The 25,921-nt window shown below is 67.2% G+C and carries 25 protein-coding genes; 15 read left to right on the forward strand and 10 right to left on the reverse strand.

Translation table 11 applies throughout. From position 1 onward, the window contains the following. Window positions 1–6: 6 nt before the first annotated feature. The gene (locus tag AB3147_RS01575; RefSeq protein ID WP_175123774.1) at window positions 7–297 is read right to left on the reverse strand and encodes a metal/formaldehyde-sensitive transcriptional repressor; all 291 of its coding nucleotides are present in this window, start codon (window positions 295–297) and stop codon (window positions 7–9) included. A gap of 159 nt (window positions 298–456) precedes the next feature. Between AB3147_RS01575 and AB3147_RS01580 the strand changes: the two genes are divergently transcribed. Both AB3147_RS01580 and AB3147_RS01585 read left to right on the forward strand, forming a co-directional pair. Then, window positions 457–1,059, forward strand: coding sequence for a HutD/Ves family protein (locus AB3147_RS01580; RefSeq protein ID WP_367351296.1), 603 nt, complete (start codon window positions 457–459; stop codon window positions 1,057–1,059). Window positions 1,060–1,146: 87 nt separating this feature from the next. Further along, window positions 1,147–1,911 (forward strand): carbon-nitrogen hydrolase family protein, encoded by a 765-nt coding sequence (locus tag AB3147_RS01585; protein WP_367351297.1) that lies wholly within the window; start codon window positions 1,147–1,149, stop codon window positions 1,909–1,911. A 4-nt stretch (window positions 1,912–1,915) separates the two neighbouring features. Here AB3147_RS01585 and AB3147_RS01590 read toward each other — a convergent pair whose 3' ends face one another. Together AB3147_RS01590 and AB3147_RS01595 are read right to left on the reverse strand one after the other, a co-directional pair. Continuing rightward, on the reverse strand, window positions 1,916–3,538 hold the full coding sequence (locus AB3147_RS01590) for a methyl-accepting chemotaxis protein (RefSeq protein WP_367351298.1): 1,623 nt from the start codon (window positions 3,536–3,538) through the stop codon (window positions 1,916–1,918). Between the two features lie 168 nt (window positions 3,539–3,706). Next, window positions 3,707–5,116 (reverse strand): MFS transporter, encoded by a 1,410-nt coding sequence (locus AB3147_RS01595; protein ID WP_367351299.1) that lies wholly within the window; start codon window positions 5,114–5,116, stop codon window positions 3,707–3,709. Window positions 5,117–5,554: 438 nt separating this feature from the next. Here AB3147_RS01595 and AB3147_RS01600 point away from each other — a divergent pair, with 438 nt between their 5' ends. Genes AB3147_RS01600 through AB3147_RS01615 form a run of 4 tightly spaced genes read left to right on the forward strand, consistent with a single transcriptional unit; the run spans window position 5,555 to window position 10,163 of the window. Then, the gene (locus tag AB3147_RS01600; RefSeq protein WP_175123769.1) at window positions 5,555–6,058 is read left to right on the forward strand and encodes a Csu type fimbrial protein; all 504 of its coding nucleotides are present in this window, start codon (window positions 5,555–5,557) and stop codon (window positions 6,056–6,058) included. Between the two features lie 12 nt (window positions 6,059–6,070). Next, window positions 6,071–6,778 (forward strand): fimbrial biogenesis chaperone, encoded by a 708-nt coding sequence (locus tag AB3147_RS01605; protein ID WP_367351300.1) that lies wholly within the window; start codon window positions 6,071–6,073, stop codon window positions 6,776–6,778. Between the two features lie 59 nt (window positions 6,779–6,837). Continuing rightward, window positions 6,838–9,183, forward strand: a complete 2,346-nt coding sequence (locus AB3147_RS01610) for a fimbria/pilus outer membrane usher protein (protein WP_438860959.1) — start codon at window positions 6,838–6,840, stop codon at window positions 9,181–9,183. After that, on the forward strand, window positions 9,180–10,163 hold the full coding sequence (locus tag AB3147_RS01615) for a Csu type fimbrial protein (RefSeq protein ID WP_239215299.1): 984 nt from the start codon (window positions 9,180–9,182) through the stop codon (window positions 10,161–10,163). The genes AB3147_RS01610 and AB3147_RS01615 overlap by 4 nt, the downstream gene beginning before the upstream one ends. 67 nt (window positions 10,164–10,230) lie before the next feature. Here AB3147_RS01615 and AB3147_RS01620 read toward each other — a convergent pair whose 3' ends face one another. Both AB3147_RS01620 and AB3147_RS01625 read right to left on the reverse strand, forming a co-directional pair. After that, window positions 10,231–12,312: a site-specific recombinase gene (locus tag AB3147_RS01620; RefSeq protein ID WP_367351302.1), complete on the reverse strand. Its 2,082-nt coding sequence runs from the start codon at window positions 12,310–12,312 to the stop codon at window positions 10,231–10,233. Window positions 12,313–12,328: 16 nt separating this feature from the next. Further along, the gene (locus tag AB3147_RS01625) at window positions 12,329–14,020 is read right to left on the reverse strand and encodes an MFS transporter (RefSeq protein ID WP_367351303.1); all 1,692 of its coding nucleotides are present in this window, start codon (window positions 14,018–14,020) and stop codon (window positions 12,329–12,331) included. Window positions 14,021–14,276: 256 nt separating this feature from the next. Here AB3147_RS01625 and AB3147_RS01630 point away from each other — a divergent pair, with 256 nt between their 5' ends. Then, window positions 14,277–14,708, forward strand: coding sequence for a ribosomal maturation YjgA family protein (locus AB3147_RS01630; RefSeq protein ID WP_367351304.1), 432 nt, complete (start codon window positions 14,277–14,279; stop codon window positions 14,706–14,708). A gap of 153 nt (window positions 14,709–14,861) precedes the next feature. On the opposite strand, the gene AB3147_RS01635 is transcribed toward AB3147_RS01630, so the two are convergent. Continuing rightward, entirely contained in the window at window positions 14,862–15,077 is a 216-nt protein-coding gene (locus AB3147_RS01635) for a hypothetical protein (RefSeq protein ID WP_367351305.1), read from the reverse strand. 226 nt (window positions 15,078–15,303) lie between these two features. On the opposite strand from AB3147_RS01635, the gene AB3147_RS01640 reads away from it, so the two are divergent. From AB3147_RS01640 to AB3147_RS01655, 4 genes are all read left to right on the forward strand, one after another. After that, the gene (locus AB3147_RS01640; protein ID WP_056319353.1) at window positions 15,304–16,035 is read left to right on the forward strand and encodes a TenA family transcriptional regulator; all 732 of its coding nucleotides are present in this window, start codon (window positions 15,304–15,306) and stop codon (window positions 16,033–16,035) included. A gap of 72 nt (window positions 16,036–16,107) precedes the next feature. Then, window positions 16,108–16,407 carry a 2Fe-2S iron-sulfur cluster-binding protein gene (locus AB3147_RS01645; protein ID WP_056566926.1) on the forward strand — a complete coding sequence of 100 codons (300 nt, stop codon included), beginning with the start codon at window positions 16,108–16,110 and terminating at the stop codon, window positions 16,405–16,407. Then, window positions 16,404–16,739: a ferredoxin gene (locus AB3147_RS01650; RefSeq protein WP_254594973.1), complete on the forward strand. Its 336-nt coding sequence runs from the start codon at window positions 16,404–16,406 to the stop codon at window positions 16,737–16,739. Before AB3147_RS01645 ends, AB3147_RS01650 begins: the two co-directional genes overlap by 4 nt. Window positions 16,740–16,743: 4 nt before the next feature. Further along, entirely contained in the window at window positions 16,744–17,091 is a 348-nt protein-coding gene (locus tag AB3147_RS01655; protein WP_175137147.1) for a 2Fe-2S iron-sulfur cluster-binding protein, read from the forward strand. Between the two features lie 67 nt (window positions 17,092–17,158). Here AB3147_RS01655 and AB3147_RS01660 read toward each other — a convergent pair whose 3' ends face one another. Both AB3147_RS01660 and AB3147_RS01665 read right to left on the reverse strand, forming a co-directional pair. Continuing rightward, window positions 17,159–17,881, reverse strand: a complete 723-nt coding sequence (locus AB3147_RS01660; protein WP_105237069.1) for a GntR family transcriptional regulator — start codon at window positions 17,879–17,881, stop codon at window positions 17,159–17,161. 79 nt (window positions 17,882–17,960) lie between these two features. Beyond that, window positions 17,961–18,704 carry a sulfite exporter TauE/SafE family protein gene (locus tag AB3147_RS01665; protein ID WP_175123762.1) on the reverse strand — a complete coding sequence of 248 codons (744 nt, stop codon included), beginning with the start codon at window positions 18,702–18,704 and terminating at the stop codon, window positions 17,961–17,963. A 230-nt stretch (window positions 18,705–18,934) separates the two neighbouring features. Here AB3147_RS01665 and AB3147_RS01670 point away from each other — a divergent pair, with 230 nt between their 5' ends. The 4 genes from AB3147_RS01670 to AB3147_RS01685 all read left to right on the forward strand — a co-directional run bounded on the left by AB3147_RS01670 (window position 18,935) and on the right by AB3147_RS01685 (window position 23,626). Continuing rightward, window positions 18,935–20,467, forward strand: a complete 1,533-nt coding sequence (locus tag AB3147_RS01670; protein WP_279975293.1) for a hypothetical protein — start codon at window positions 18,935–18,937, stop codon at window positions 20,465–20,467. 170 nt (window positions 20,468–20,637) lie between these two features. Next, window positions 20,638–22,098 carry an aldehyde dehydrogenase family protein gene (locus AB3147_RS01675; RefSeq protein ID WP_367351306.1) on the forward strand — a complete coding sequence of 487 codons (1,461 nt, stop codon included), beginning with the start codon at window positions 20,638–20,640 and terminating at the stop codon, window positions 22,096–22,098. A 29-nt stretch (window positions 22,099–22,127) separates the two neighbouring features. After that, the gene (locus AB3147_RS01680; RefSeq protein ID WP_367351307.1) at window positions 22,128–22,607 is read left to right on the forward strand and encodes a GlcG/HbpS family heme-binding protein; all 480 of its coding nucleotides are present in this window, start codon (window positions 22,128–22,130) and stop codon (window positions 22,605–22,607) included. An 11-nt stretch (window positions 22,608–22,618) separates the two neighbouring features. Next, window positions 22,619–23,626, forward strand: a complete 1,008-nt coding sequence (locus AB3147_RS01685) for a 2Fe-2S iron-sulfur cluster-binding protein (RefSeq protein WP_367351308.1) — start codon at window positions 22,619–22,621, stop codon at window positions 23,624–23,626. 34 nt (window positions 23,627–23,660) lie between these two features. Here the strand turns inward: AB3147_RS01685 and AB3147_RS01690 are convergent, their stop codons facing one another. Beyond that, window positions 23,661–24,098 carry a universal stress protein gene (locus tag AB3147_RS01690; RefSeq protein WP_175123758.1) on the reverse strand — a complete coding sequence of 146 codons (438 nt, stop codon included), beginning with the start codon at window positions 24,096–24,098 and terminating at the stop codon, window positions 23,661–23,663. A gap of 104 nt (window positions 24,099–24,202) precedes the next feature. Next, entirely contained in the window at window positions 24,203–25,909 is a 1,707-nt protein-coding gene (locus AB3147_RS01695; RefSeq protein ID WP_367351309.1) for an ABC transporter ATP-binding protein, read from the reverse strand. Window positions 25,910–25,921: the final 12 nt, after the last annotated feature.

The raw sequence follows: 25,921 nt of genomic DNA on the forward strand, positions 1-25,921 counted from the left end.
ATGGGGTTATTTCAGATAGGAACGGACGATGCGCATGAGGTCATCGATCTGCGATTCGGTCTCGGGCCTGGGGTCGGGCGGATTCGCCTGAGTAGACTGCAGGAAGGTTTCCCGCAGATGGCTTTCCAGCACTTCGGCCATCAGGCCGTTCGTGGCGCCGCGCAACGCCGCCAGCTGCTGCAGCAGCGCGCCGCATTCCGTGCCTTCGTTCACCGCGCGTTCCAATGCTAACGCCTGCCCCTGAATGCGGCGCAGGCGCGTGACAACGCGTTTCTTTTCTTCTGGGGAGTGCGGCACGGCAGGCTCCGATTCGATACAGGGGGGGAGTATACGGATTTCGAGGGGGCGCGTCCAGGCGGAGCGCGGGCAGACGCCGTCGCCTGCGTCGGCCACCCTCATCGGCCACCTATAATTTCGTCTGTCTTCCGCCCGACCCAACAGGACTAATCCGTGGCCATGATCCCCTCTGACGTGCGGCTGTACCGGGCCGCGGACTATCCCCGCATGCCTTGGCGCAACGGCGGCGGGACGACCCAGGAAGTCGCCTGCAATCCGGGCGGCCATACCGCGTCGTTCGGCTGGCGTCTCTCGCTGGCCGACGTCGCGCAGGATGGCGGTTTTTCTGCCTTTGGCGGATATCAGCGGATCATCACCGTGCTGGAAGGCCGCGGTATCGAGCTGACGGTGGACGGGCAGCGCCAGCCGCCTTTGGCGCCGCGCGTCGCGTATGCGTTTTCCGGTGACGCGCAGGTGGCGTGCCGCCTGCTCGACGGCCCCATCCGCGACTTCAACCTGATCTACGCGCCCAACCTCTGGCACGCCCGTCTGCAATGGGTGAGTGGCGCAGAGCCCTGGGTGTTTCACAGCAGCGCGACGAGCGTGCTGGTGTTCAATGCCGGCGGAGACCTGACGGTGGAGCTGGACGGCGCGCAGCATCGGCTGGCCTCGCGCTACGATTGCCTGCACGCCGAAGGACGGGATGGGTTTGGCCAGTATCGTCTTAGCGCGGAACACGGCATCGACGCGTGTGTCATTGAACTGTCGCCGCGCGCGGGCTGATGCGCGCCGCGTGGATGTAAACAACGCATCAGCGCCACCAAAGCCACGACAACAGCGCATCAACGGCGCTTCGAAAAAGGGGTGTGCATGCGGATCTGCATGATGGAAGGCCCGGCCGGCCTGATGCCGGAGGGCGCGAACTGGGAAGGCATCGCCGAGCGCATCCACGAGTTGGCGCCCGACCTGCTGGTCACCAACGAGATGCCGTTCGGCCCCTGGCTGGCGGCGTTGCTGTCCTATGACGCCGCGCTGGCTGCCGAGTCGGTGCGTATCCACGAGGCCGGTCTTGCCGCGCTGGCGGCGCTGAACGTGCCAGCCATCGTGTCGTCCCGCCCCGTGTATGCCGGCGGGCGGCTTGCCAATGAAGCGTTCGCGTTGCAGGACGGACACTATGCGGCGCTGCATCACAAACAGTATTTTCCGCAGGAACCGGGGTTTTTCGAGGCGGCCTGGTTCCACAGCGCGCGCGACGGGTTCGAGGTCGCCGAGGTGGGCGGCATTCGCGTCGGCGTGCTGCTGTGCACCGAGCTGATGTTCAACGAACGCGCGCGCCGCTATGGCCGAGACGGCGCCGAGCTGATCGTCGTGCCGCGCGCCAGCGGCGCGTCTAGCGGCCGCTGGCTGACGGCGGGCGCCATGGCCGCGCTGGTGTCCGGCTGCTATGTTGTCAGTTCGAACCGCGCCGGGCGCACGCCCGAGGGACAGGTGTTCGGCGGCGTGGCGTTTGCGTTCCAGCCAGGGGGCGAGCCGCTGGCGCAAAGCACCGATACGGAGTCCATCGTGGCGTTCGAGGTGGACCCCGCCCGGTCGCGGGCGCAGCAGGCGCTGTATCCCTGCTACGTGAAGGAATAACCCATCAGGCCGGCAATAGCGCCGGCTGGCCGTAGGCAGGCACCGCCTGCTGCGCGGCGCCCTGTCCCTGCGCCGGCAGCCGGAATGCGCTGACCGCCGCCTGCAGCCGCTGCGCCTGCGTTTCCAGCGACGACGCGGCCGCCGCGGCTTCCTCGACCAGCGCCGCGTTCTGCTGCGTGACCTGGTCCATCTGCGTGACGGCGGTATTGACCTGGTCGATTCCGGTCACCTGCTCGTTGGACGCGGTGGCGATGTCGTTCACCAGCATCGTCAGCCGCTCGATGGTCTCCAGGATCTCGGTCATCGTCAGGCCCGCCGCCTCGACCTGCGCCGAGCCGGCCTGCACCGTGGCGCCCGAGGCGTCCAGCAATTGCTTGATCTCCTTGGCGGCGCTGGCGCTGCGCTGCGCCAGCGACCGGACCTCGGCGGCCACCACGGCAAAGCCCTTGCCTTCCTCGCCCGCGCGGGCCGCTTCCACCGCCGCGTTCAGCGCCAGGATGTTGGTCTGGAACGCAATCCCGTCGATCACGCCGACGATGTCCTCGATGCGGCTGGAATCCTGCGCGATCTTGCGCATCGTGCTGACCGCGGCCTGTACGGCATCGCCGCCGCGCTGCACCACCTCGGACGCGGTGGCGGCCATCTCGTTGGCCATGCGGGCATTTTCAGCGTTGCTCGTCACGGTGGACAGCAGTTGCTCCATGCTGGCCGCGGTTTCCTCCAGCGACGCCGCCTGCTGTTCTGTGCGGCTGGACAGGTCCTGGTTGCCCGCCGCGATCTCGCTGGAACCCGTGTTGATCTCGACGACGCCGTCGCGCACGGCGTGCACGGTGCGCACCAGGCTCGCCTGCATGTCCTGAAGGAACGGGATGATCTGGCCCACGCAGTTCCTGCCGAACGACGGAATCGGCGTGGTCAGGTCGCCGCCCGCGATGCGCTGGAAGTGGCCCTTCAGCGAATCCAGCGGGCGCTTGACGAAATACACGACGTAGCGGTCGCCCAGGATCAGCAGCAGCAGGCAGATGCCTAGCACCACACCCATGCCGATATAGGCCTGGCGGCGGTTGGCGTCGGCATTGGCCAGCAGCTGGACTTCGCGCGCCTGCGCGTACGCCTCGTATTCCTCCATGCTCTTGCCGAAGCTGCGGCTGGCGGTGACCACCGGCCCGGACGCCTGGGCGCGCGCCTTGTCGACCTCGCCCGCATCCAGATGCCGGCGCTGCACGGCAATGCCGTCGGCCAGCGCGTCAAATCCCGAACGCATGGCGTCCAGCAACGCCGCCGGGGCGTCGCGCCGGGCCAGCTCGATGAATTGCGCCTGATGCTTCTTCGCTTCGGTCAGCGCGGTGTCGATGCTGCGCCCTTCGGCCGCGGCCTGGTCTTTCTGGCCGCCGGCCACGTATTCCAGCTGGCGCGACAGCCGCAGCCGCGCGCGCATGACCTGGTCGTTGACGCGGGAAAGCGCCGATACCTCGTGCAGGAGTTCGTTGCTGGCTGCGAGCGCTTCCTCTGCGCTGCGCAGCCCATGGACGCTGATGGCCGACAAACCGGCGATGAAGAGGCTGATCACGAGCAAGGTGCCCAGGATCATGCGGCGGATGGTGATGTCTTTCAGAAACTGTGTCATGCGCGTCGTCCCAAAGGTGCAGCAAGCCTGCATAAGGACAACGGCCCCGCCAGAACCTTATTTAGCGGATGTTGCACATCTTACGAATATGACGTCGCACCGCCCGAATATATCGACACGAACGGCAATAGTGTTGCGTGATGACGTTGTCATCGGACTATTGGCGTATCAGCGCGACGCCGGGGTCTGCACCGGTTCACTTGCGTCGAACCGCAGGCGGGCAAAGCTGGCGATGCAGGCCAACCCGGCGCACAGGCCGCCCAGCCAAAGGGCCGCGATGGCGCCGTGTGTGGTCGAGACGTTGAAGCACGCAGCGACCAAGGCCGCACCCGTGGCTTGGCCCAGCAGGCGCACCGTGCCGATCATGCCGCTGGCGCCGCCCGCCCGCGACGCCGGGGCCGAGGTCATGATGGCGCGCAGGTTGGGGGACTGGAAAAAACCAAAGCCCGCGCCGCAGATCGCCATGCGCCACGAGATGTCCAGCACCGACGGGTCGGCCGGCATCAGCGCCAGCAACGCCATGCCCAGCGCCAGCAAAGCAAGCCCCACGCCGCCCAGCATGCCCGCCGGATAGCTGTCGGACAGCCGTCCCGCGATCGGCGCCATGAAGGCCACGACGACGGGCCATGGCGTGATGAGAAACCCGGTCTGGACCTGGCTGTAGCCCAGCACCGACTGGAACAGGAACGGCAGCGACACGAAGGCCAGCGCCTGGGCGGCGAACGCGCACACGGCGGTGGCCGCGGACAGCGCAAAGAGGGGGCGGCGCAGCAGGTCCACTGCCAGGATGGGCGCGGGGTGACCGGCCTGGCGCCGCATCAGCAGCCAGAGGCTGCCCGCCGCCAAGCCGCCCTCCAGCGCCACGCGCGGCCACGGCGCGCCGTGCGCAAGTTCATTGGTCGCCAGGACAAGCAGCCCCAGCGCCATCGCGCACAGCACCGCGGCCAGGCCGTCGAATCCGTGACCGGATCGCGTGGTGTCGGGCAGGCCGCGCAGGGCCAGCACCGCCGCCAGGATGCCGATGGGGAAATTGACCAGAAACAGCCAGTGCCAGGACCCGAGCAGCAGGATGGCCGACGCCACGGTGGGCCCGCCGGCAAACGACAGCCCCACCACCATGGCGTTCAGTCCCAGGCCGCGGCCCAGCATGTGCGAGGGGTAGATGAAGCGCAGCAGCGCGCCGTTCACGCTCATCACGCCCGCCGCGCCCAGCCCTTGCAGAATGCGCGTGGCCACCAGCACGGGCAGCGACGGCGCCAGGCCGCTGGCCAGCGAGGCCAGCGTGAATACCGCGAGTCCGACGATGTAGACGCGCCGGTGACCCAGGATTTCGCCCAGCGCGGCCGCCGGCAGCAAGCCGGCCACCATCGCCAGCTGATAGCCGCTGATGACCCAGATGGAACCCGCCTCGCTGGCCTGCAGGTCGCGCGCGATGGTCGGCAATGCGGTATTGGCGATGGCCGTATCCAGGCTGGCCATGCAGACCGCCAGCATGACGGCGATGAGTGCGCCCAGCCGTTCGGCGGCGGGCAGGCCGACGCCGGCCGGATAGACGGTGCTGCGGGAGAACGAGAGCATGAATGGGCTGCGCTGCGAGGGCGTCCGGCCGGTGCGTCCGGATTCGTAGGCACTGATTCTAATGCGCTGTTTGAATTCGGGCTTTTCGTCTGACGGCATGCGCGCCAGGGTGGGCTCGGGTCAGGGCGGCAATTCAGGATGTGCGCGCCCGATTAAACCTGTCATGCGCGGCGATTATCCGATTGGATAATCAGGCGGTAATTGTCACTTAATGAAACTGCTATGGAAATTCAATCACAACAATATGTACAGCGGAAATTCCCACGGCTTCTAAGAAGAGGTTAATTATTGCGGTGCGGTATCCCAGGCCGATTCGTTAATAATCGTAATAAATTCCCCTGGTATATGAAACTATTTGGTGCCGCATACCAATATTTGGACGTACGATTATCCGCAGCAGGATTGATGGTGCAACCGTATATCGTGGAGGCATACCTCATGAAACGCCCGACCTTGCGCGCAGCGACGCTGTGTTTGTTTATCGGTGGTGCAGCGCCCGGCATAGCGCTCGCTCAGACCGCCACCGCCAATTTCAACGTCACGCTTACCATTACGGCCAATTGCGTCATTTCCGCGACTGATCTCAGTTTCGGCAGTCAGGGCGTGCTGAATACCGCGGTTACCGGCAATACCAACCTGTCAGTTACGTGCAGCAATACCACCCCGTATACCGTCGGCCTGAATGCGGGCACGGGCACGGGGTCGACGGAAGCCCAGCGATTTCTGAGCGGCACCGGCGCCAATACCGCGACGGTGGCTTATCAGTTGTACAAACCGGGCAGCACGACCGTCGTGTGGGGCGATGCCGACGTTGCAGCGCGAGTGGGCGGCACCGGCACCGGCGCCGCGCAGCCCATCCAGGTGAACGGCGTCGTGCCCGCGCAGACCACGCCGGCGCCCGGCACCTACTCTTCCACGGTTACCGCGACGGTCTACTTCTAAGGGGGCCGCCCGATGCGGATGTTTTTTCGGGCGCTGCTTACCGCCTGCCTGGCAGGCTGGGGCGGCGCAGCGGTGGCGGCTGCCCTGCAGATCTCTCCGGTGCTCGTCGAGCTTGCGCCCACGCAGGGAGCAAGCGGCATCATGCTGCGCAATCCCGGGTCCACGCCGATCTACGGGCAGGTGCGCATCTACGGTTGGGAACAGGCGGACGGCGACGACGTGCTCTCGCCAACCGACGACATCCAGGCCAGTCCACCCATCATCCAGGTGCCGCCCGGCGGCGAGCAACTCGTCCGTCTGGTGCGCGTGTCCAAGGATGCGCCGTCGCTGCAGCAGGGGTTCCGCCTCATCATCGACGAAATTCCTGACCCGTCCTCGCCCGGCGTGAATGGCGTGGTGCTGCGCCTGCGTTATTCGGTGCCGGTGTTCGTGTCCGGCACGGCGCCATCTCCGGAACCCGAGCTGGCGTGGCGCGCGGAACGCGCTGGCGGCGACTGGGTGGTGAGGCTGTCCAACAGCGGCAGCCGCTATGCGCAGGTGGCCGCGCTGCAGATCCTGAATGCGGCGGGCAAGCCCGTGGCCGAGGTGGAGGGGCTGCTGGGCTATGCGCTGGCCAACCGGGCGCGCCAATGGAGCATTCCGGCAAAGCAGGGCGCGGCCGGGCCGGTAAAGATCAGGGCAATGATCAACGGCGACACGGTCACCGTCAGCCCGCGTTGACCGTATGACCGCGTTCCGGCTTGCCGCTCGGCCCGCCGGCAACCACAGAAGGGCAGTCTATGGCAGTGCGCGCTACCCGTCTCCGCGGGCAACGCGCCTTGGGTGTCGCACTCTTCCTGCTGGGTGCGCCTGCCCAGGCGGCGGATGTGCCCGGTCAACTGGTCTCGTTCGGCAGCATCGCCGAGCGTGACGTGTACCTGGAGGTCAGCATCAACGGCGTCAACACATCCCAGCTATTGCGCTTTTACGACACGCATGGCCGCCTGTCCGTCAGCGGCGCCGCGTTGCGTTCGCTGGGCGTGGACCTGTCCGTGATCGGCATGTCCGCGACGCGCGAAGTCAGCCTGGATGCCGTGGCCGGCCTGCGCTACGTGTACAACCCGGCGGCGCAGTCGGTGGATCTGGTGCTGCCCGACACGTTGCGCGTGCCGTACGAGGTGAATACCCGCGGACTGCCGGCCACGCCGCTGGCGACGGCCGGGCGCGGCGTGGTGGTGAACTACGACGCCTATGCGCAGACCGACTACGAGTACGGGCTGTCGCTGTATTCCGAACAGCGTTACTTCGATTCGAATGGCGTGTTCAGCAATTCGGGCACGGCCTACTTCGGCGGCCGCGGCGATGAATACGTGCGCTACGACACATTCTGGACGCGCTCGGATCAGGAGACGCTGCGCACGCTGCGCCTGGGCGACACGATCACCTCGTCGCTGAACTGGTCGCGCTCGGTACGCGTGGCCGGCGTGCAATGGGGGCGCAACTTCGCGCTGCGTCCGGACCTGGTCACCTTTCCCGTGTCGTCGCTGAGCGCGTCGTCGGTCGTGCCGTCGTCGGTGTCGCTGTTCGTCAATGGCGTGCAGCAGTACTCGGGCAACGTGCCCCCGGGGCCGTTCGTGGTCAACCAGATTCCGGGCATCACCGGCGCGGGCCAGGCAACCTTGATCACGCGCGACGCGCTGGGCCGCACCGTCAGCACGTCGGTCCCCTTGTACATCGACCCGCGGATGCTGGCGGCGGGGCTGTCCAGCTGGTCGGTCGAGGCGGGCTTCGTGCGCCGCCAGTTCAGCGTGCGCTCGTTCGACTACGACAGCAAGCCGGTGCTGACGGCGTCTGGGCGTTACGGCTACACCGACAACCTGACGCTGGAGGCGCACACCGAGGCCGGCCCGGGGCTGTACAACGCGGGCGCCGGCGCGATGGTGAAGATGGGGCAGCTGGGCGTGCTGAGCAGCTCGCTTTCCGGCAGCGCCGGGGACTACAGCGGCGGACAGGTCAGCCTGGGGTACCAGTACGTGCGGCCCGAATTCAGCGTGGACACGCAGGTCACGCGTTTGATCGGCAACTACGGCGACCTGGGCTCGCGCGAGGACGCGCCGGTGCCGCGCCAGACCGACCGCGTGACGGTGTCGATGCCGCTGGGCCGCTCGCAAAGCGTGGCGCTCAGCTACATCGGCTACCGCATGCCGGACGTGCCGATGGCAAAGCTGGGGTCGGCCTCGTACACGGCCAACCTGCACAGCCGCGTGGTCCTGACGCTGAGCGCGTACAAGGACTTTTCGCAATCGAATTCGGAAGGCGTGTTCCTGGGTCTGGCGGTGATGCTGGGCGAGCGCGCGCAGGCCGGCGTGTCGGTCGGCCGCCAGGGCGGCGAGGACACCTACAGCGTCAACGCGCAGAGCAGCGTGCCGTACGAGGGCGGCTGGGGGTGGGCAGTGCAGAACGGCCGCAGCGGCGGCATGCAGCTCAACCAGGGCCAACTCCAGTATCTGGGCCAGTACGGGCTGGTCAGCGGGCTGGTGCAGGACTATGGCGGCCGCACGCAGGCGTCGGTGCAGGCCTCGGGGTCGCTGGTGATGATGGACAGCACGGTGATCCCGTCGCGCCGCATCAACGACAGCTTCGCGCTGGTCTCCACCGATGGCACGGCCGACGTCGCGGTGCTGCACGAAAACCGCCGGCTGGGCCGCACGAACGGCAGCGGTCATCTGCTGGTGCCCGACCTGAACGCCTACCAGACCAACCGCATCTCCATCGACCCGGAAGACCTGCCCGTGGACGTGCGGCTGGACTCGACGCGGGCGGTCGTCGTGCCGCAGTCCGGCGCCGGCGTGCTGACCGCGTTCAAGGTGGAAAAGTACGACGCGGCCTCGGTGATCCTGACGCTGCCGGACGGGGCCTTCGTGCCAGTCGGGGCCGAGGTTGCGCACATCGAAAGCGGCAAGCGCACGGTGGTGGGCTACGACGGCCTGGCGTTCGTGGAGGACGTGGCAGCGACCAACCGGTTGCGGGTGCGCGGTGGTGGCGTGTCGTGCGAGGCCGTGTTCGATTACGCGCACTCGGATGCCGATCCGCTGCCGACGCTGGGACCGATCGTGTGCGAGCCGTTGGAAAGGGGGCAACCATGAGAATCGCCCTGCTGCTTGCCGCCATGGGCGTCTGCGCGGGCTACGCCGGCTCGGCGCAGGCAAACACCTGCGCGCTGTCGGCCGGCACGACTGCCACGCTGGACTTCGGCACGGTCAATCCGCTGCTGCCGGGCGACACGGTGGCGGACGGAACGGTTGCCGTGACCTGCAATTTTTCGCTGCTCGCCATCGGCGCGCGGCTGTGCTTCAGCCTGGGCGTGGGCAACACCAGTCCGTCCATCGCGGCGCGCGCCCTGGGCGCGGGCACGAACCGCATGAACTACAACCTGTACACGGACGCGGCGCGGACGCAGATATGGGGCGCGGCGACGGCCGGGCAACCGACGTCGCAGACGCTCACCGGCCCGCTGCTGGGGGGCGGCAACGTGTCGACCACCTTCCGGTTCTACGGCAAGCTGCCGGGCGGGCAGTCTACGGTGCCGACGGTCGGCAACGCCAATACCGTCTACAGCGAAACCTATGCGACGACCGGCCGCCTGGACGTGCTGTTCGGCCTGCTGTCGGGCCTGTCCAACTGCCCGCTGGCGGCGCCGACGCAGCGCATCACGATTCCGCTGGTGGTGCGCACGACCGTGCAGAAGAACTGCACCATCAACGCGACGGACATGGCGTTTCCCCCGCGCGGCGTGTTGAGCGCTGCGGTCACGGCCAACAGCCAGATCACCGTCCGATGCACCAACGCCAACGCCTTCTCCCTGGCGTTGAATGGCGGCTCGGTCGCCGGCAACGTGCTGGCGCGCAAAATGAAGCACACGACCGCCGCCGACACCGTGAGCTATCAGCTCTACCAGGATGCGGCCTACGGCACGGTGTGGGGCGATGCCTCGGGCGGCGCGCCGCGGGCGGGCGTGGGCACGGGCGCCAATCAGACCTTCACGGTCTATGGCCGCGTGCCTGCGCAGACGACGCCCCGGCCCGGCACGTACCGCGACGTGGTCACCGCCACGATCACGTTCTGAACACGCGGCGCCGCAGCCGCGTCCGTTCAGGCGCACCATGTCAGTCAGGCCTGCCCTGCGCAGCGCGTCAGGATTGCACGGGCGTGGCGCGCGGCTTGACTGGCCAGAACAGCGCCGCCGGCCGCCGCAGGATGCGGCGGCGCACCCCGGCAGTCAGCGACACGCGATCGTCGCGGCGCATGTCGCGCGACGCCAGCGCTACGTTGAAGGCCAGCGCAAAACTGACGATGACGTTCAGCGCGCCTGTCGCCACCGTGCCCGCCACGGCCAGCCAGAACACCTGCGTATGCACGAGCTCCCAGCCCAGCGTCGCAATCGCGGCCGCGATCTGGCCGGCGCTGAGCGACACGTGGCGGACTTCCAGCGTCGATCCCAGCGCGCTGACGAGGGCCGGCAGCAGGCCCAGCATCAGTCCCAGCGAAACGTTGGCGGCGATCTGCGAAACGTTGCGCCGCCAGAAGCCCGCCCACCGAACGGCGCCGCGCGCCCCGAGCAGGTAGCGGGTGCGCCGGCCGTACGCCATCACGTCGTGCACGCGATGCAGCGCGAACCAGTTGTCGGCCCAACCTGCGATCAGGCTGGACACCCAGATCAATGCGCCGGTCACCGCGGCGTACAGCGGCGTCGGTCCCCAGAACGACAACGATTGCAGCGTGTCTTGCGCCTTGTCGGCATCGATCAAAGGCTGTTCCAGAAACCGCATGGCCAACCATTGAATCGCCCAGGCCAGCGGAAACACCACGGCCAGGTTGCCCGCGATCGCGGCGGCGTTCGAACGCAGCATCGCCAGCGTGTCGTCGACGAAGGCCTCGCGCCCGTCGGGCGAGTAGGCCGCGTCCAGCCGGCGGGCAAGCGCAGGCCCGGTCATGGCCGGCTGCTTGGTGGCCAGCGTGAAATGCGCGAACTGGATCACGAGAAAACTGCCGGCGTAGTTCAGTGCGTTCAGCAGGCCTTCCATCCATTTGTCCAGGTGGGCCGACGTGATGATGAACTTGACGTACACCGTGAACGCCACGACGAAGCCGCCGCCCATGGACGCCTTCAGCATGTCCATGTATTCCAGCGTGTCGCGGGCGATGTAGTGTTCGCCGGTCTCCGCGCTGCGGTCCATCACGCGGCGCGCCAACTGCAATAGCGACGACGCCGCCAGATGCCGGATGCTGCTGCGGGCCAATGTGCAACGGATCAGCTCGGCCATCAGGTGCGCGTACCGGTGGCGTTGGGTGGGGTCGATCCACACGCCCAGCAGCAGTTCGATGCGCGCCAGGCGCAGCTTCATGCACTCGATCTGGTAGACCACGTCGACCGCGACGCCGTTGCGCTTGAGTTCTTCATAGACGGCGTCGCCGGCCGCGCGGCAGTCGTCCAGCAAGGCGCGCAGCACGTTCAGGCGCTGGCCCACCACCTCGTGCGGCGTGTCCGGTGTGCTGTCGAAGAGTTCTGCGGCGGTGCCCTCCAGCGTGAAAAACGGCGATTCTTCGACGCGGCCCGGCACACGGGAGCGGATATCCTGGCTGAGTCCGACGGCGCCCACCTGGCTGACGAGCACCTGCATGCTGCTGGTCAGTGCCTGGTCCAGCCGCCGGGCAAGCGCCTCGGGCGTGGGGGCTGACAACGCATCGGTTTCTGTTGCCGGCACGTGCGCTTTCAGACGCAGCAGCGCGCGCCCGCGCGCCAGCGTCTCGTCGTCCAGCGATTCGATCCATTGCGCGTCGCCGGCGCGGCGAAACAGCAGCGTGAAGAGGCCCGACATATCGCCCTGATTGACGGTCGGCGGCAGCATCCAGGCGACGACGCGGCGCCACAACTCACCCCAGAAGCCGGGGCGTGACGCCACGCCGGTGTCGCACAGGAGCGCGGTGGGGTCGTTGTCCACCAGTACCGAGCGCAGCGTGGCCGCCGTGCGGGCCGCGACAGCGGGATTGCGTTCCAGCACCTGCAACAGGTAGCGCAGGCGGGCGTGACGCGGGTCGCGCCCGTCTTCCCGTGCCGGTTCGCCGTCCGGACGGTTCAGCCAGCGGCCAAGGTCGACCAGCCACAGATTCCGTTCGGCCAGCGGGGCTTGGGGGTCGGCGTTGGACAGGATGACGTCAAGCTGCGACCCGCCACGCCGCCAGGTCCGCCAATTGCGCCACAGAGAGGTAAGCATGGTCGGGCCTCGCGCGTCATCGGGAATCGGGGGCGCGGCGCAGCGAGAAACCCTGCGCCTCGTTCATGGCCAGGTAGCTGACGTTGCGCGACACCACCGGCGGCTTGTCGCCCGCGTGCAAGGCGCGCACCTCGTCCAGCACCATCTTGTCGGCCAGCGTCATGCGGTCGATCATCCGCAGGTACTGCATCCAGCTTTCCACCAGAAAGACCTCGCGCCAGACGCCCTCGCGCTCCAGGTCGCGGAACAATTGCCACTGCTGCGCGCCATTGCGCAGCCGCAAGAGGCGCAGCGGCCGGGCGGCGTGGATCAGCGCGGCAAGCTTGTCCGGGTTGACCTGATATTCGACGGCAACCAGCACCGCGCCGCGCTGCGTGTTGAAGCCGGCGGCGGCCATGGCCGGTTCGGTGTCGTCGGCGCGCGTCAGCGACCGCGCGTCCACCTGTTCCGGCAGACGCGAGCGGTACAGCAGCGCCACGGTCACGCCCAGCACGATGCCGGCGGCCGACATCGCGCCGGACACGCCCATCGTGCCCGCGAAGTGACCCCACATGAACGAGCCCGCCGCCAGGCCGCCGAAGATCGCGGTCTGATACAGCGCCAGCGCGCGCGCCTTCACCCAGTCCGGCACCAGAAGCTGCACGGTCGTGTTGTAGGTGGCCAGCACGCCGATCCAGCAGCCGCCCGACAGGAGCAGCGCCGGAAACGCAACCCACAGCGTATCGGTGAGGCCCAGCGCCAGCAGACAGGCGGCCAGGAGCGCGGCGGCCACGCTGATCAGGCCGCCGGATCCCCACGCCGCGCGCGCCCGGCGCACCACCACGCTGCCCAGGATGGCGCCCACGCCCAGCGCGCCAAGCATGTAGCCGTACAGCAGCGCGCTGCCGCTTTCGTGCTCGTGCGCCAAGAGCGGCAACAGCGCCCACAGCGCGCTGGCGGACAGGCCGAAGGCGAACGAGCGCAGCATCACCACGCGCGTCACCGTCGAATGCTGCGTGTAGCGCAGCGCGGCGACCACGCCTTCAAAGAGGCCTTCGGGCGGCAGCCGGCGCACGGGCAGGTCGCGCTTCCAGCGCCAGATCGCCCAGATCAGCCCGGCGTAGCAAAAACAGTTCAGCAGAAAGACCCAGGACGTGCCCAACGCGCCCAGCAGCAGGCCGCCGATGGCCGGCCCCACCGCCCGCGCGACGTTGAAGTTGACGCTGTTCAGCAGCACGGCGCTGCCGACGTGCTCGCGCGGCACCTGTTCGCCCACGGCGGCCTGCCATGCGGGCGTGACGATCGCGCTGCCGATGGCGATGCAGAACACGGATGCAATCAGCGTGATGGGGTGCAGCAGCCCCGCGAAGGCCAGGATGGTGATGAAGACGCCGCCCGCCAGCTCCAGCAGCATGCCCGCAAGCATGACGCGGCGCCGGTCGTGGTTGTCGGCCAGCACCCCGGTCAGGATCGACAGGGCGACCAGCGGAAACGCCGCCGCCACCTGGATCATCGCGACCATCAGCGGGCTGCTCTGCTCCGTGGTGATGACCCACGCGGCGGCCACCGATTGCGCCCAGGTGCCCAGGTTGGCGAACAGGTTGGCGATCCAGATGATGCGAAAGGCGGGAAAGGCGAGGGGGGAAAGCGTGCTGACCTGGAGGACAGGCGCGGGCGCGGCCGGTGGGGCCGCCGGCAGATCGGTCGAAGCCGAAACGGGCTGCAGCATGGGAACGTGGCCGGACGCGAGGATCGCGCCCGTTCTGGGCTGGGTCGGGGTCGCTCCATGGTACGCCCAAGGCAGGCGGCCGAGGAGGGCGGCCCGCGCTTTTCCGGTAACCTGCGCGCTGGCCTTGTTACCGGCCGGGGCGCGGGCGTAGCAGCGCTGCGTGTGCGGATTCTTGCGCGAATTCAGGCAGCGATGCGCAGCCGCCGCGAACGCAGCCGCGCCCCTCCCTGTTTCACTATTTACGTTTGCTGATTCAATGACTTCGACTTTCAACGGGCGCGCGTTCGCCGCCCTGCTTGCCGTGACCGCCGTGCTGGCGCTGATCGCCACCGTGGGCGCGCCCTATCCCTTCCTGCGTGGATTCGTGGGGGACGTGGTGGCGGTGGGCTGGGCCTATCTGCTGTACCGCAGCTTTGTTCGAGCGGGCGTGCTGCCGCTGGCGCTGGCGGCGCTGTTCACGGGGTATGCGGTCGAACTGGGCCAATACCTGGCGCGGCACTTTGGCTGGCGCATCGAGCAGCCCGTGCTGCGCGTGGTGTTCGGCAGCGTGCCGGATTGGTGGGACGTGCTGGCCTACACCGTGGGCTTTGCGATTGTGCTGGTGCTTGCCGGCGGCAATGCCCGGCGTCAGCGGAATGCGGCGCAGCAGAACGCCCGGATGCAGGTCAGTCTGCGCGCACGGCGCTGACGGGACTAACAGCGCTAGCGGGGCTAACAGCGCTAGCGGGGCTAACAGCGCTGACGGCGCCGCGCTCGTCCGGGAAGACGTCCTGGGCGTTCTAGCCGGGGTGTTTCGATCCCGGCCTTTTCAGGCCAGGACGTTCTGTCCTGGGCTTTTCCTTCAGCCAGCTTGGCAGACGGTCTCGTCGCGTTGCGTGCGTGCGGCGGGTGCGGTTGCGCGTAGCGGTTGCAGACGCGCGTTGCGGAACGGGGCCAGCAATTCGGCCCAGGACGACGGGAACAGCGGCGTGGCGTGGCGCACGGCGTCGCGGCGAGCGTAGTGGGTGAGCAGTTGTTGACCGATCGGGGCGTCGCCCAGCGGGTGGCGGGTGTTCATGGTATTTCCGTATTGCGTTGAAATTGTATTCATTGTACGCCTTCGGCGCGCGCCGGTCCAATTCGCCTCATGGATGGTAAGTGCTTGATCTGGTTGAAACTGTCCCTCTTTAAGCGAGGAACTCCGGGATTGCCCTAGCGGCTCAAAACAGTAGACGGTATACAATGTTCATCATGCCCGGGCTGACACAGGCCTGGAATTTCTCCCACTGGACCTGGAGCGAGTCATGGCAGAACTGATGAACCGAGATGAATTCCGCACGGCGCTGGAAAACGCGATCAAGGGCAAGAGCGCCAACGCGTCGCCCTTTTCGATCGCCTGGGCCGAAGGCAAGCTGAGCCGCGAGCATCTGTCGCGCTGGGCCGAGAACCACTATCACTATGTCGGCCCCTTTGCCGACTACCTGGGCTATCTGTACGCCCGCACGCCGGACACCTATACCGAGGCCAAGGATTTCCTGCTGGCAAACATGTACGAAGAGGAGATCGGCGGTGATCGCCACACCGACCTGCTGATCCGCTTTGCCGAAGCCTGCGGCACCACCCGCGAACGGGTCACCAATCCGGACAACATGTCGCCCACGACGCGCGCGCTGCAAAGCTGGTGTTATGCCGTGGCCATGCGCGAGGATCCGATCGTCGCGGTGGCCGGCCTGGTGGTGGGCCTGGAATCGCAGGTGCCCTCCATCTACCGCAAGCAGACGCCGACCCTGCGCGAGAAGTACGGCTTCACCGACGAGGAAGTGGAGTTCTTCGACCTGCACATCGTGTCCGACGAGATCCATGGTGAACGCGGCTACCAGATCGTGCTGGAGCACGCCAACACGGTGGACCTGCAGCAGCGCTGCCTGAAGATCTGCGAAATCGGCGCGCAGATGCGGCTGCTGTACACCACGGCGCTCTACACCGACTACGTGCAGGACGAGATCAAGCTGCCCGAACTGGGCCTTGCCGCCTGATCGCCCGAACCCGCCCGGCCCGCCCAGCCCGGCCGGGCGGTGGCCGCACCGCAGAACCTGGACGAAGACCTCATGCCTACCGTTGTGTTTCATAAAGGCGGCCAGACCTACACCGACGTGGTGAAGGACAACACCAACCTGGTGGTGCGGGCCGGCATCAAGCAGTTTCCGTTTCCGCATCTGCGCTATGAATGCGGCATGGGCAAATGCGCCAAGTGCGCATGCCGCATCATCGCCGGGGCTGAGCATCTGCCGCCGGTGAACTGGAAGGAAAAGAAGCAGCTGGGCGACCGTGTCGACCAGGGCTACCGGCTGGCATGCCAGCTTTGGCTGAGCAGCGACATCGAGCTGTCGCAGGACGTGGAGGCATGATGGCGGCGCAATCCACCTATGTGATCCTGACCTCCAAGCCCGGCGTCTTCCGCACCGAGGCGGGCGACGGCGCCGACATCATCGAGACCTACGACTACGTGTTCTACGGGCGCGCGCTGGCGGTGTTCAGCATTGCCCGCCTGGACCGCGAGATCAAGCTGGTGGTCACCGAGGAAACGCCGCCCTACGTGGTCAACCACGTGCCGTCCAAGTTTCTGGAGAAGTTCTCGTCGGTGGACGCGGCCCGCAAGGAGCTGGCGCACCTGACGCGTTTTGGCAGCATGGCGTCGACGCTGACGCTGCGGTCGGGCGTGCGCGCCGCGGAGCACTGAATATATGGTCCAGATCACGTTCCTATCCAACGGCGGCATGGTCGCCACCGCGCCGGAAAACAGCAACCTGTTGCGCGTGTCGCTCAAGGAAAAGGGCGGCATCCCGTTCAAGTGCGGGGGCGGCCTGTGCGGCACCTGCAAATGCCGGATCGAAGAGGGGCTGGAAAACACCGACGCCATCAAGCCGAAGGAGCGCAAGCACCTGCGGCCGGAAGACTTCGAGGCCGGCTACCGCATGGCCTGCCAGACGTTCGTGAATGGCGACGTGAAGGTGTCGTGGGTGGTGCAGAACGGCAAGGGGATCGTGGTCGGCGCGGCGCCGGGCGCGGTGGAAGCGGCCACGACGGGATGAGCGGATGGCGGGGGCGCCCCGGCGCCGGCGCGGCGGCGGTGACAGCCGCTCGTCGGGGGGCAGTCGCTCAGGCCACCGACGCCTGCTGCGGCGGCTGCTGCGCCTCGGTGTAGGCCTTGGCCGCGTTGTGCACGTGCTGGCTGGCCAGCAGCGCCGCCAGATCGCCGTTGCCCGCGATGACGGCATTCAGGATCTGCGAATGCTCGTCCCAGTTCTGCTTGGCGCGGCGCATGTTGCTGGGCGCGAACAGCAGGGCGGTGCGGTCGCGCAGCGAGCGCATCAGGTCGGTCAGCACCACGTTGCCGCCGATCGTGGCCAGCATTTCATGGAACTGCGAATTGAGCGCCAGGAACTTGTCCAGTTTCTCGTCGCGCGCGGCTTCCGTGCCTTCGCGCAGAAACGCCTGCAGGCGCTCCACTGTCTTTTCGTCGCGGCGCTGCGCGGCCAGCTTGGCGTTCAGGCCTTCCAGCGTGGCGCGCACTTCCACCATGTCGTAGGCCACGGCATCGGATAGCACCGACACCGACGCGCCGCGCCGCGGCTCGATTGTGACCAGGCCTTCGGCGGCTAGCGCCCGCAATGCCTCGCGCACCGGGATACGGGATACACCCATTTCTTCGGACAGGCGGCCTTCCACTAGGCGGTCGCCGGGCGTGAACTCGCCGCTCAGGATACGTTCGCGCAGCTTGTCGCGGATGACGGCAAACAACTGCGGGTGCTGCTCGCCGATCTTCAGCGGGGAGGAATGCTGCGTCTCGACGGCTTGCGGGCTGACGGGGGAAGTTGTCATGGCGAGCAGGTTTGGCGTAATGGATATAGTCGGCATTGTATTACCGGGTGTAGCCGTCCGTCGCTGGCGGTTTGCCGCATCAGTGCACCCAGAATGACTTCACCAGCACGCCCACCGCGCCCATGGCGCAGGCGACGAGCAGCACACCGCGCACCGCGCGGGGAGGCAGCAGGGTGCGCAGCCGGCTGGAGACGGCGAATCCGGCCAGCAGAAACGGCGCCAGGCTGAGCGCCAGCCCGGCGTGATAGCCCGTGTAGCGCTTGGCCAGCGCCAGCATGGCGAGCGAAAAAATGGATCCCAGAAAGAGCACCATGCCCAGCGTGGCACGCAGCCGCGGCGGCGCGGCGTGCTGCAGCACGATGGCGATGGGCGGGGCGCCCACCGACGTCATCGTGCCCATGATCCCCGAGGCCACGCCCGCCCCGGACACCCGGCCCGGCGTCGCGGAGAACTTCAGTCCCGCCACGCTGAGCGCGACGGCGGCCAGGATCATGCAGGCAAAAAGCACGCCCAGCGCCTGGGGCGCAAAGCGCGCCATGGCGTAGATCGCGATCAGGGTGCCGACGGCGCGCCCGGCCAGGGCGTAGGATACGGCGGGCCAATCGATGGCGGCCCGCTCGCGCAGGGCGGTCAAGAGCGAAATGAAGCCGCCCAGGGTCAGAAGCGGGCCAGGCGCCAATTGCGGGAAGAACATGGCGGCGACGGGTGCGGCGAACATCGCAAACCCCACGCCGCCCACGCCTTGGGCGACGGCCGCGCCGAACACGACGGCTGCCATGGCGGCGTAATGCCACAGATCGGTGGTTATCAGGGAGGACAACATGCCTGAGGGCTTTGTAATTTCTGTATACGATAGTCTATCGGTGAATTCGGACCTTGATCGCAAATTTCCAAAAACTCCGGGTAATCCCTTGATTTTCAGCTGAAAATCAGGCTGAAATCCGCACTATCGGTTTCCCTAGGCGGCGCATATTTCGGTTGGTATGGCTTCTAACGAAATATAGTATACCGAGTGTGGCGACCCAACAGCCACGCATACAAGGGGAATAGCGCATGCAATCCGACGTCGTGCTCACTGCCGCTCATTGGATTTACCTGATCAGTGTGGCCGCCATCATCCTGACGATGATCCTGCGCGCCAATGTCGTGGTGCCTTCCGTCATCGGTACGTTCCTGGTCGTGCTGGCGATCACGGGCAATCCGATCAGCGGGCTGATCGGCATCTTTTCCGCCAGCTTCGTCGCCGCCAAAGAGCTCTTCAACATCTTTCTCGTCATCACCTTCATGACGGCGCTTCTCAATTCCTTGAAGACGCTGCAGGCGGACGTGCGCATGGTCCAGCCATTTCGGCGGGTCATGCGGGGCGGGCATTCGTCGTTCGTGATCATCGCCCTCTGTACCTATGTAATCTCGCTGTTCTTCTGGCCCACGCCCGCCGTGCCGCTGGTGTCCGCCATCCTGCTGCCGGCGGCCATCGCGGCCGGGCTGCCGCCGCTGGCCGGCGCCATGGCCATCGCGATCGCGGGGCAGGGGATGGCCCTGTCGTCGGATTACGTGATCGGCGTGGCGCCGAGCATCAGCGCCAAGGCGGCGGGGGCGGCCGTCAGCGCCGCCGTCGTGGCCGACCGCGCGCTCGTGCTGTCCTTGATCACCGGCGGGATCGCGCTGGTGGCGGCCTACCTGCTGGTGCGCCGTCACATCGTGCCGGCCGATCCCGCGCTGCTGACGGCCTGGCAGGCCCGCGCGCAGGACGGCAGCCTGGCGCGCATGGAACAGGCCGGGTCGTTCGACAAGGCGGAACTTGCCCGCGGCACGATGGGCGCCGATCCCGCGCTGCCCGCCGGCCCCGCGCTGAGCGAGGAAGAGCAGCGCCGTGTCCGCTGGTCGAAGGTGTTTGCGGTGGTGACGCCGCTGGCATTCCTGGCCGTGATCGCCGTGATGGTGCTGCCCCGGCTGTTCCCGTCGCTGCCCGCCCTGCGCGGCGGCGATGCGGCGGCGCTGGTCGGCGGCGTCGCCTTCGTGGTGATGATGCTGGTGACGCTGGCCGCCGAAGGCCCTCGCAAGATGCTGGACGTCTGTCCGGAACACGTGACCGACGGCTTCGTGTTCGCCTTCAAGGCGATGGGTTCCGTGCTGCCCATCGCGGGCTTCTTCTTCGTGGGTGCCAATGAGACGGCCGCGCAGATCCTGGGCGTGCCGGCGGCGCAGGCGCCCGGCCTGCTCTTCGAGGTGATCTCCGCCGCACAGCACCTCATCCCGGAAAACCACTTCCTCGTTGCCTTCGGTGTGCTGCTGGTCGGCATGATCACCGGCATCGACGGCTCGGGCTTCGCAGGTCTGCCGCTCACGGGCACGTTATCCGGCGCGCTGGGTCCGGTCGTCGGCGTAGACCCCGCGACGCTGGCGGCGGTCGGCCAGATGGGCGCCGTCTGGACGGGCGGCGGCACGCTGATCGCCTGGTCCTCGCTGATCGCGGTGGCGGGGTTTGCGCGGGTGAATGTGCTGTCGCTGGTGCGCGCGCTGCTGCTGCCCGTGCTGCTGGCGCTCTTCGTCTCGACGATCTGCGCTGTGCTGATCTGGAGTTGAACGGCGCGACCTGACGCGAAAAGGCTCCCGCGCGGGAGCCTTTTTGCTGACGCTTCAGGTGGGGTTTCCACGGATCGTCGCCTAATGATTAAAGTATACAATGTTCTGAACGTAGCCCAGGCGCCTTGCGCCTGCCGCGCCCGCCCAGACTCAATCAAGGAAGCGCTCCCGTGGACGATCTCTCGCAGCAGACCTTTTTGAACCACATCGGCGGCAAATGGACGCCCAGCGTGTCGGGTAAAACCGCGCCGAACCGCAACCCGGCCGACACGGACGACGTCGTCGGGCAATTCCAGGTCTCCAACGCCGAAGACGCCCGGCAGGCGGTCCTGGCGGCCGAGGGGGCGTTTGCCGCGTGGCGCGACACGCCGATCTCCAAGCGCGCGGCCATCCTGTTCAAGGCGGCCCAGCATCTGGAAGACAACGCCGCGTCGATCGCGCGCGAACTGACCCGTGAAGAAGGCAAGGGCCTGAACCTGGCCAAGGACGAGGTCTTGCGTTCGGCGCAGACGATCCGTTTCTACGCGGTCGAAGGCCAGTCATTCACGGGCGAGACCTATCCCAACGACGATCCGGACATGATCGTCTACAGCCAGCGCGAACCGCTGGGCGTGGTGACGGTGATCTCGCCCTGGAATTTCCCCATCTCGATTCCGGCGCGCAAGATCGCACCGGCCCTCATCACGGGCAACACGGTGGTGTTCAAGCCCTCATCCGACGCGCCGATGTCGGGCTATCGCCTGACCGAGGCCTTTGTGCAGGCCGGATTGCCGGCCGGCGTGCTGAACTTCCTGACGGGCCCGGCAGGAGCGGTGGGCGAAGCCATCACGGGGGCGAGCCAGGTGCGCGCCATTTCGTTCACCGGCTCCACGGCCGCCGGCGAGCAGATCCATCGCACGGCCGGCCTGACTACCCGGACGCAGATGGAACTGGGCGGCAAGAATCCCTTGATCGTGCTGGCCGACGCCGACCTGGACCGCGCGGTGGACCTGGCAGTCAAAGGCGGTTTCTCGCTGAGCGGCCAGGCGTGCACCGGCACCAGCCGCGTGCTGGTCGACCGCAAGGTCAGCGGCGCCTATACGGAAAAGCTGCTCGCCAGGATCAAGACGCTGACCATCGGCAACGGCCTGGACGGCAATTTCGACCTGGGCCCGCTGGCCACCGCCCGCCAGCTCGACAACGTGCTGGGCTACGTCGAACTGGGCAAACAGGAAGCCACGCACCTGTACGGCGGTGATCGCCTGACGGGCGCGGGTTTCGACCGCGGCTATTACGTCACGCCCGCGCTCTTTGCCGGCGTGACGCAGCAGATGCGCATTGCCCGCGAAGAAATCTTCGGTCCGGTGATCGCGCTGATCGAGGTCGACGGCTATGAAGACGCCATCGCGCAGGCCAACGACACGGAATACGGCCTGTCGGCCGCCATCGCCACCACCGACGCGCGCTACGCGCACCGCTTCGCCCGCGATATCCAGGCAGGCACCGTGAAGATCAACCGCACCACTACCGGCAACCTGATCAACGCGCCGTTCGGCGGGCTGAAGCATTCCAGCACCTCCACATTCCGCGAATCTGGCCGCGTGGGCCTGGAGTTCTACACGCAGATCAAAACCGTCTACCGCGCCGGCTGACGGCTCATCCATCCAAAGAGGCTTTGCACATGAAACAGATCTATCGCCTGGAACTTGAAGAAGCGCGCGTCATGGTGCGCGCCGCCATCGCCAAGTCGCAGGAAATCGGCGTGCTGGAGTCGATCTGCATCGTGGATGACGGCGGCTATCCGATTGCGCTCGAGCGCATGGACGGCGCCCGCATCACGGGCCCGCAGATCGCCTGGAACAAGGCGTTCACCGCCGCCGGGCACAAGCGCTCGACGCACCTTTTCAATACGCCGCCCAACGGCCCCGCGCTGCCCGGCAACGAAGCCTTCGGCATCCAGTGGAGCTTCGACGGCAAGTTCGCGGTGTTCGTCGGCGGCTTTCCCATCGTGGTGAAGGGCGAGGTGATCGGCGGCGTGGGCCTGAGCGGCGGCAACGGCGAGCAGGACACCAAAGCAGGTCTTGCGGCACTGGCTGCGCTGGGTGAACTGCTGGAGCCGCGCGGCATGAAGGTGCTGGTGGAAGCGGACATCAAGAAATAGGCGAGGGCGTCATGGCATACCGCGTGCACATCCTGGAACCCGCAGAAGCCTTTGTCGTCGATGAAGGCGAATCCGTGCTGGAAGCCGCGGAGCGTTCGGCGGTGAAGCTGCCGCACGAATGCACGTTCGGCGGCTGCGGCACCTGCCGCATCAAACTCGAATCGGGCACTGTCCGGTATGACGAATTCCCCATGGCGCTGACCCCGGAAGAGGCCGAGCAGGGCTACGCGCTGGCGTGCCAGGCCCGTCCGACGGCCGACCTGTGCATCAGCGTGGCGAGCAGCCGGCAGACCTTTCCTCCCCCCCGCCGCATGCCTGCCACGATCCATCGCATCGCCGCGTTCTGTGACGACGTCATCCACCTGACCCTGGCGCTGCCCGGCGACGGCCTGGATTACGTGCCGGGACAGTACATGAACGTGGTGCTCCCCGACGGCGAGACGCGCAGCTTTTCCATGGCGTCGGCGCGGGCGGGCAACCTGATCGACTTCCACGTGCGCCGCATTCCCGGCGGCCGCTACACCGACCAGTGGCTGGGGCAGGCCAGCGCCGGCACGCCGGTGGAGATCGAGGCGCCGCTTGGCGTCTTCAGCTATCACGAGGAAGATTGGCGCCCGCTCATCATGATGGCCACCGGCACCGGCATTGCGCCCATCAAAGCGATTCTCGAGTCGCTGCTGGACAACGAGGACTGCCCGCCCGTGACCCTGTATTGGGGCATGCGCACCGAGGCGGACCTGTACCTGCGCGACGAGATCGAAAGCTGGGCCGGGCGGCTCTATGAATTCAATTTCGTGCCCGTGCTGTCGCGCGCGGGGGCGGACTGGCAGGGGCGCCGGGGCTACGTGCAGCAGGCGGTGCTGGAAGATCACGCGGACCTGTCGGAACATGCGTTCTATCTGTGCGGCGCGCCGGAGATGATTCGCCAGGCCAAAAGCCTGTTGGCCGAACACGGCGCCAGTCTGGATCACCTGTACGCGGACAGCTTTACGTTTCAGCACGCGCTGGCGGCCGCTTGACCGCGGCCACCCGGCCCGGCACCTTGATGCAAGGCTAGCGATACACCAGCACCGGCAGCCGCGTGCGCGCCAGCACGCGCTGCGTCTCGCTGCCCAGCAAAAAGCCCGTCATGCCGTGCCGTCCGTGCGAGCCCATCACGATCAGGTCGCACCCGGACTTTTGCGCCGTCTCCACGATGGCCTCGTGCGGATGGTCGTTCACCGTGACGATGGCTTCGCAGGGCACCAGCGCGTGCCGCGCCTCGGCTTCAAGCCCGTCCAGATACGCCTGCGCGTTCTTGCGCGCCTGATCGGTGTGATGCCCTTCGGTGGTGCCCAGCATTTCGGCCTGGTAAACCAACAGGTGGTCTTCCGGGATGGCGCGCAGCAGGGTGATGGTGGCGCCCATTTCCTTGGCGAAAACGAGGGCGCGCTTGAATGCCGATTCGGACAGCAGGGATCCGTCCACGGCGATGAGCAAGTGCCTGTACATGTTGCCTCTCCTTTAGGTAAAGGAATGTCCAGCAACGGCGAATCCAGTATAGGCCTGCGGGCAGGCGCAAGCCAGCCCCCCTTAAGGCGGAGCCCGCGGCGGCGTCAGGCGATCCGCCGCTGCGCCTCGTCCCGCGGTTCCAGTCCCCGGGGCAGCGCGGCGATGAGGCTGCGCGTGTACGGGTGGCGGGCGTCGCGCCAGAGCGTGGCGTTCGGCCCCTCCTCGACGATTTGCCCCGCGTTCATCACCAGCACCCGGTCCGCCAGGTAATGCACCACGGACAGGTCGTGCGAAATGAACAGGTAGGACAGCCGGAACTCATCCTTCAGGTCGACCAGCAGGTTGAGGATCTGCGCCTGCACGGACACGTCCAGCGCCGACACCGGTTCGTCGCAGATGACCAGCGCCGGGCGCAGCACCAGCGCCCGCGCGATGCCGATGCGCTGGCGCTGGCCGCCCGAGAATTCGCTGGGGTAGCGTGCCAAGGCGTCGCGCGGCAGGCCCACGGCGTCCAGGATGTGGAGAATGCGGCGCCGGCGTTCGTCGCGATCCTTCACATGGTGAATGCGAAGCGCCGCCTCCAGGATGTCCGCCACGGTGTGCCGGGGATTGAGGGACGCGTACGGATCCTGGAAGATCATCTGCACGCGCTGGCGGTAGCCCGCCAGACGCCCGGCGTCCAGTTCCGTGGTGTCTTCGCCGCCAAGCAGGATGCGGCCCGAGGCCGGTGGCAGCAGCCGAACCAGCGCGCGCGACAGCGTCGACTTGCCGCAACCCGATTCGCCCACCAGACCCACGGTTTCGCCCGCTGCGATCTCGAACGACACGCCATCGACCGCGGCGGTGACGCCGCGGGACGTCCGGTACTGCACGCGCAGGTCCTGCACCTGCAGCAGCGGGCCGTTTGCGCTGGCCGCGGGATCGTTGGCGGCTGCGGGCGCGCGCGGCGGCGTCACCAGTCCAAAAGCCGGTTTGCCCGACGCAGGATCCAGCCGCGTGCGAATCTCCGGCAGCCTCAGCCTGCTGTAATGCGTGGCGTCGTCCAGCCGCAGCGATGCACCAAGCAGGCCGCGCGTGTACGGGTGGCGCGGCTGGCCCAGCAGCGTGGACGCCGCGCCTTCTTCCACCTTTTCGCCTTGCACCATCACCGCCACGCGGTCGGCCCATTCGCCCACCACCGCCAGGTCGTGCGTGATCAGCAACAGCCCCATCCCCAGTTCACCGCGCAGGTCGTCCAGCAGCTTCAGGATCTGCGCCTGGACTGTGACGTCCAGCGCGGTGGTGGGCTCGTCGGCCACCAGCAGCGCGGGCTGGCAGGCGATGGCCGCGGCGATCATCGCCCGCTGGCGCTGACCGCCGGACAGGTGGTGCGGATAGTCGTCCACCCGGCGCTGCGGCTCGGGCACGCGCACCAGGTCGAGCAGTTCGATGGCGCGGGCGCGGGCCGCGCGGGCGGACGCGCCGCGATGCAGACGCAGCGCTTCGCCGATCTGGTCGCCCAGCGTCAGCACCGGATTCAGGCTGGTCATCGGCTCCTGGAAGATCATGGCAATGCGGTCGCCGCGCAGCGCGCAGCGGCGGCGCTCAGGCTGCGCCAGCAGGTCCTGGCCCTCGAACAGCACGCGGCCCTGCACTTTCGCATGGCGCGGCAGCAGCCCCAGCAGCGCGAGCGCCGTGGTGGACTTGCCGCAGCCGGACTCGCCCACCAGCGCCAGTGTTTCGCCCGCGCGCAGTTGCAGGTCCAGGTTCCGCACGGCCTGGTGGCCGGGGAAGGCGACGTTCAATCCTTGGATGTCGATCAGCGTGGTCATGGCAGGAGATGA

Origin of the sequence: Achromobacter animicus (genome assembly GCF_040775605.1) — a bacterium.
GTDB classification, from domain to species: Bacteria; Pseudomonadota; Gammaproteobacteria; order Burkholderiales; family Burkholderiaceae_B; genus Achromobacter; species Achromobacter animicus.

What these genes read in the sequence shown, in the direction of transcription:
- AB3147_RS01620 (WP_367351302.1), bottom strand. Translation starts at nt 12,312, where the DNA reads ATGCTTACCTCTCTGTGGCGCAATTGGCGGACCTGGCGGCGTGGCGGG.
- AB3147_RS01655 (WP_175137147.1), top strand. Translation starts at nt 16,744, where the DNA reads ATGGTCCAGATCACGTTCCTATCCAACGGCGGCATGGTCGCCACCGCG.
- AB3147_RS01660 (WP_105237069.1), bottom strand. Translation starts at nt 17,881, where the DNA reads ATGACAACTTCCCCCGTCAGCCCGCAAGCCGTCGAGACGCAGCATTCC.
- AB3147_RS01590 (WP_367351298.1), bottom strand. Translation starts at nt 3,538, where the DNA reads ATGACACAGTTTCTGAAAGACATCACCATCCGCCGCATGATCCTGGGC.
- AB3147_RS01600 (WP_175123769.1), top strand. Translation starts at nt 5,555, where the DNA reads ATGAAACGCCCGACCTTGCGCGCAGCGACGCTGTGTTTGTTTATCGGT.
- AB3147_RS01650 (WP_254594973.1), top strand. Translation starts at nt 16,404, where the DNA reads ATGATGGCGGCGCAATCCACCTATGTGATCCTGACCTCCAAGCCCGGC.
- AB3147_RS01615 (WP_239215299.1), top strand. Translation starts at nt 9,180, where the DNA reads ATGAGAATCGCCCTGCTGCTTGCCGCCATGGGCGTCTGCGCGGGCTAC.
- AB3147_RS01690 (WP_175123758.1), bottom strand. Translation starts at nt 24,098, where the DNA reads ATGTACAGGCACTTGCTCATCGCCGTGGACGGATCCCTGCTGTCCGAA.
- AB3147_RS01640 (WP_056319353.1), top strand. Translation starts at nt 15,304, where the DNA reads ATGGCAGAACTGATGAACCGAGATGAATTCCGCACGGCGCTGGAAAAC.
- AB3147_RS01585 (WP_367351297.1), top strand. Translation starts at nt 1,147, where the DNA reads ATGCGGATCTGCATGATGGAAGGCCCGGCCGGCCTGATGCCGGAGGGC.
- AB3147_RS01665 (WP_175123762.1), bottom strand. Translation starts at nt 18,704, where the DNA reads ATGTTGTCCTCCCTGATAACCACCGATCTGTGGCATTACGCCGCCATG.
- AB3147_RS01695 (WP_367351309.1), bottom strand. Translation starts at nt 25,909, where the DNA reads ATGACCACGCTGATCGACATCCAAGGATTGAACGTCGCCTTCCCCGGC.
- AB3147_RS01635 (WP_367351305.1), bottom strand. Translation starts at nt 15,077, where the DNA reads ATGAACACCCGCCACCCGCTGGGCGACGCCCCGATCGGTCAACAACTG.
- AB3147_RS01610 (WP_438860959.1), top strand. Translation starts at nt 6,838, where the DNA reads ATGGCAGTGCGCGCTACCCGTCTCCGCGGGCAACGCGCCTTGGGTGTC.
- AB3147_RS01595 (WP_367351299.1), bottom strand. Translation starts at nt 5,116, where the DNA reads ATGCTCTCGTTCTCCCGCAGCACCGTCTATCCGGCCGGCGTCGGCCTG.
- AB3147_RS01685 (WP_367351308.1), top strand. Translation starts at nt 22,619, where the DNA reads ATGGCATACCGCGTGCACATCCTGGAACCCGCAGAAGCCTTTGTCGTC.
- AB3147_RS01605 (WP_367351300.1), top strand. Translation starts at nt 6,071, where the DNA reads ATGCGGATGTTTTTTCGGGCGCTGCTTACCGCCTGCCTGGCAGGCTGG.
- AB3147_RS01645 (WP_056566926.1), top strand. Translation starts at nt 16,108, where the DNA reads ATGCCTACCGTTGTGTTTCATAAAGGCGGCCAGACCTACACCGACGTG.
- AB3147_RS01580 (WP_367351296.1), top strand. Translation starts at nt 457, where the DNA reads ATGATCCCCTCTGACGTGCGGCTGTACCGGGCCGCGGACTATCCCCGC.
- AB3147_RS01625 (WP_367351303.1), bottom strand. Translation starts at nt 14,020, where the DNA reads ATGCTGCAGCCCGTTTCGGCTTCGACCGATCTGCCGGCGGCCCCACCG.
- AB3147_RS01630 (WP_367351304.1), top strand. Translation starts at nt 14,277, where the DNA reads ATGACTTCGACTTTCAACGGGCGCGCGTTCGCCGCCCTGCTTGCCGTG.
- AB3147_RS01670 (WP_279975293.1), top strand. Translation starts at nt 18,935, where the DNA reads ATGCAATCCGACGTCGTGCTCACTGCCGCTCATTGGATTTACCTGATC.
- AB3147_RS01680 (WP_367351307.1), top strand. Translation starts at nt 22,128, where the DNA reads ATGAAACAGATCTATCGCCTGGAACTTGAAGAAGCGCGCGTCATGGTG.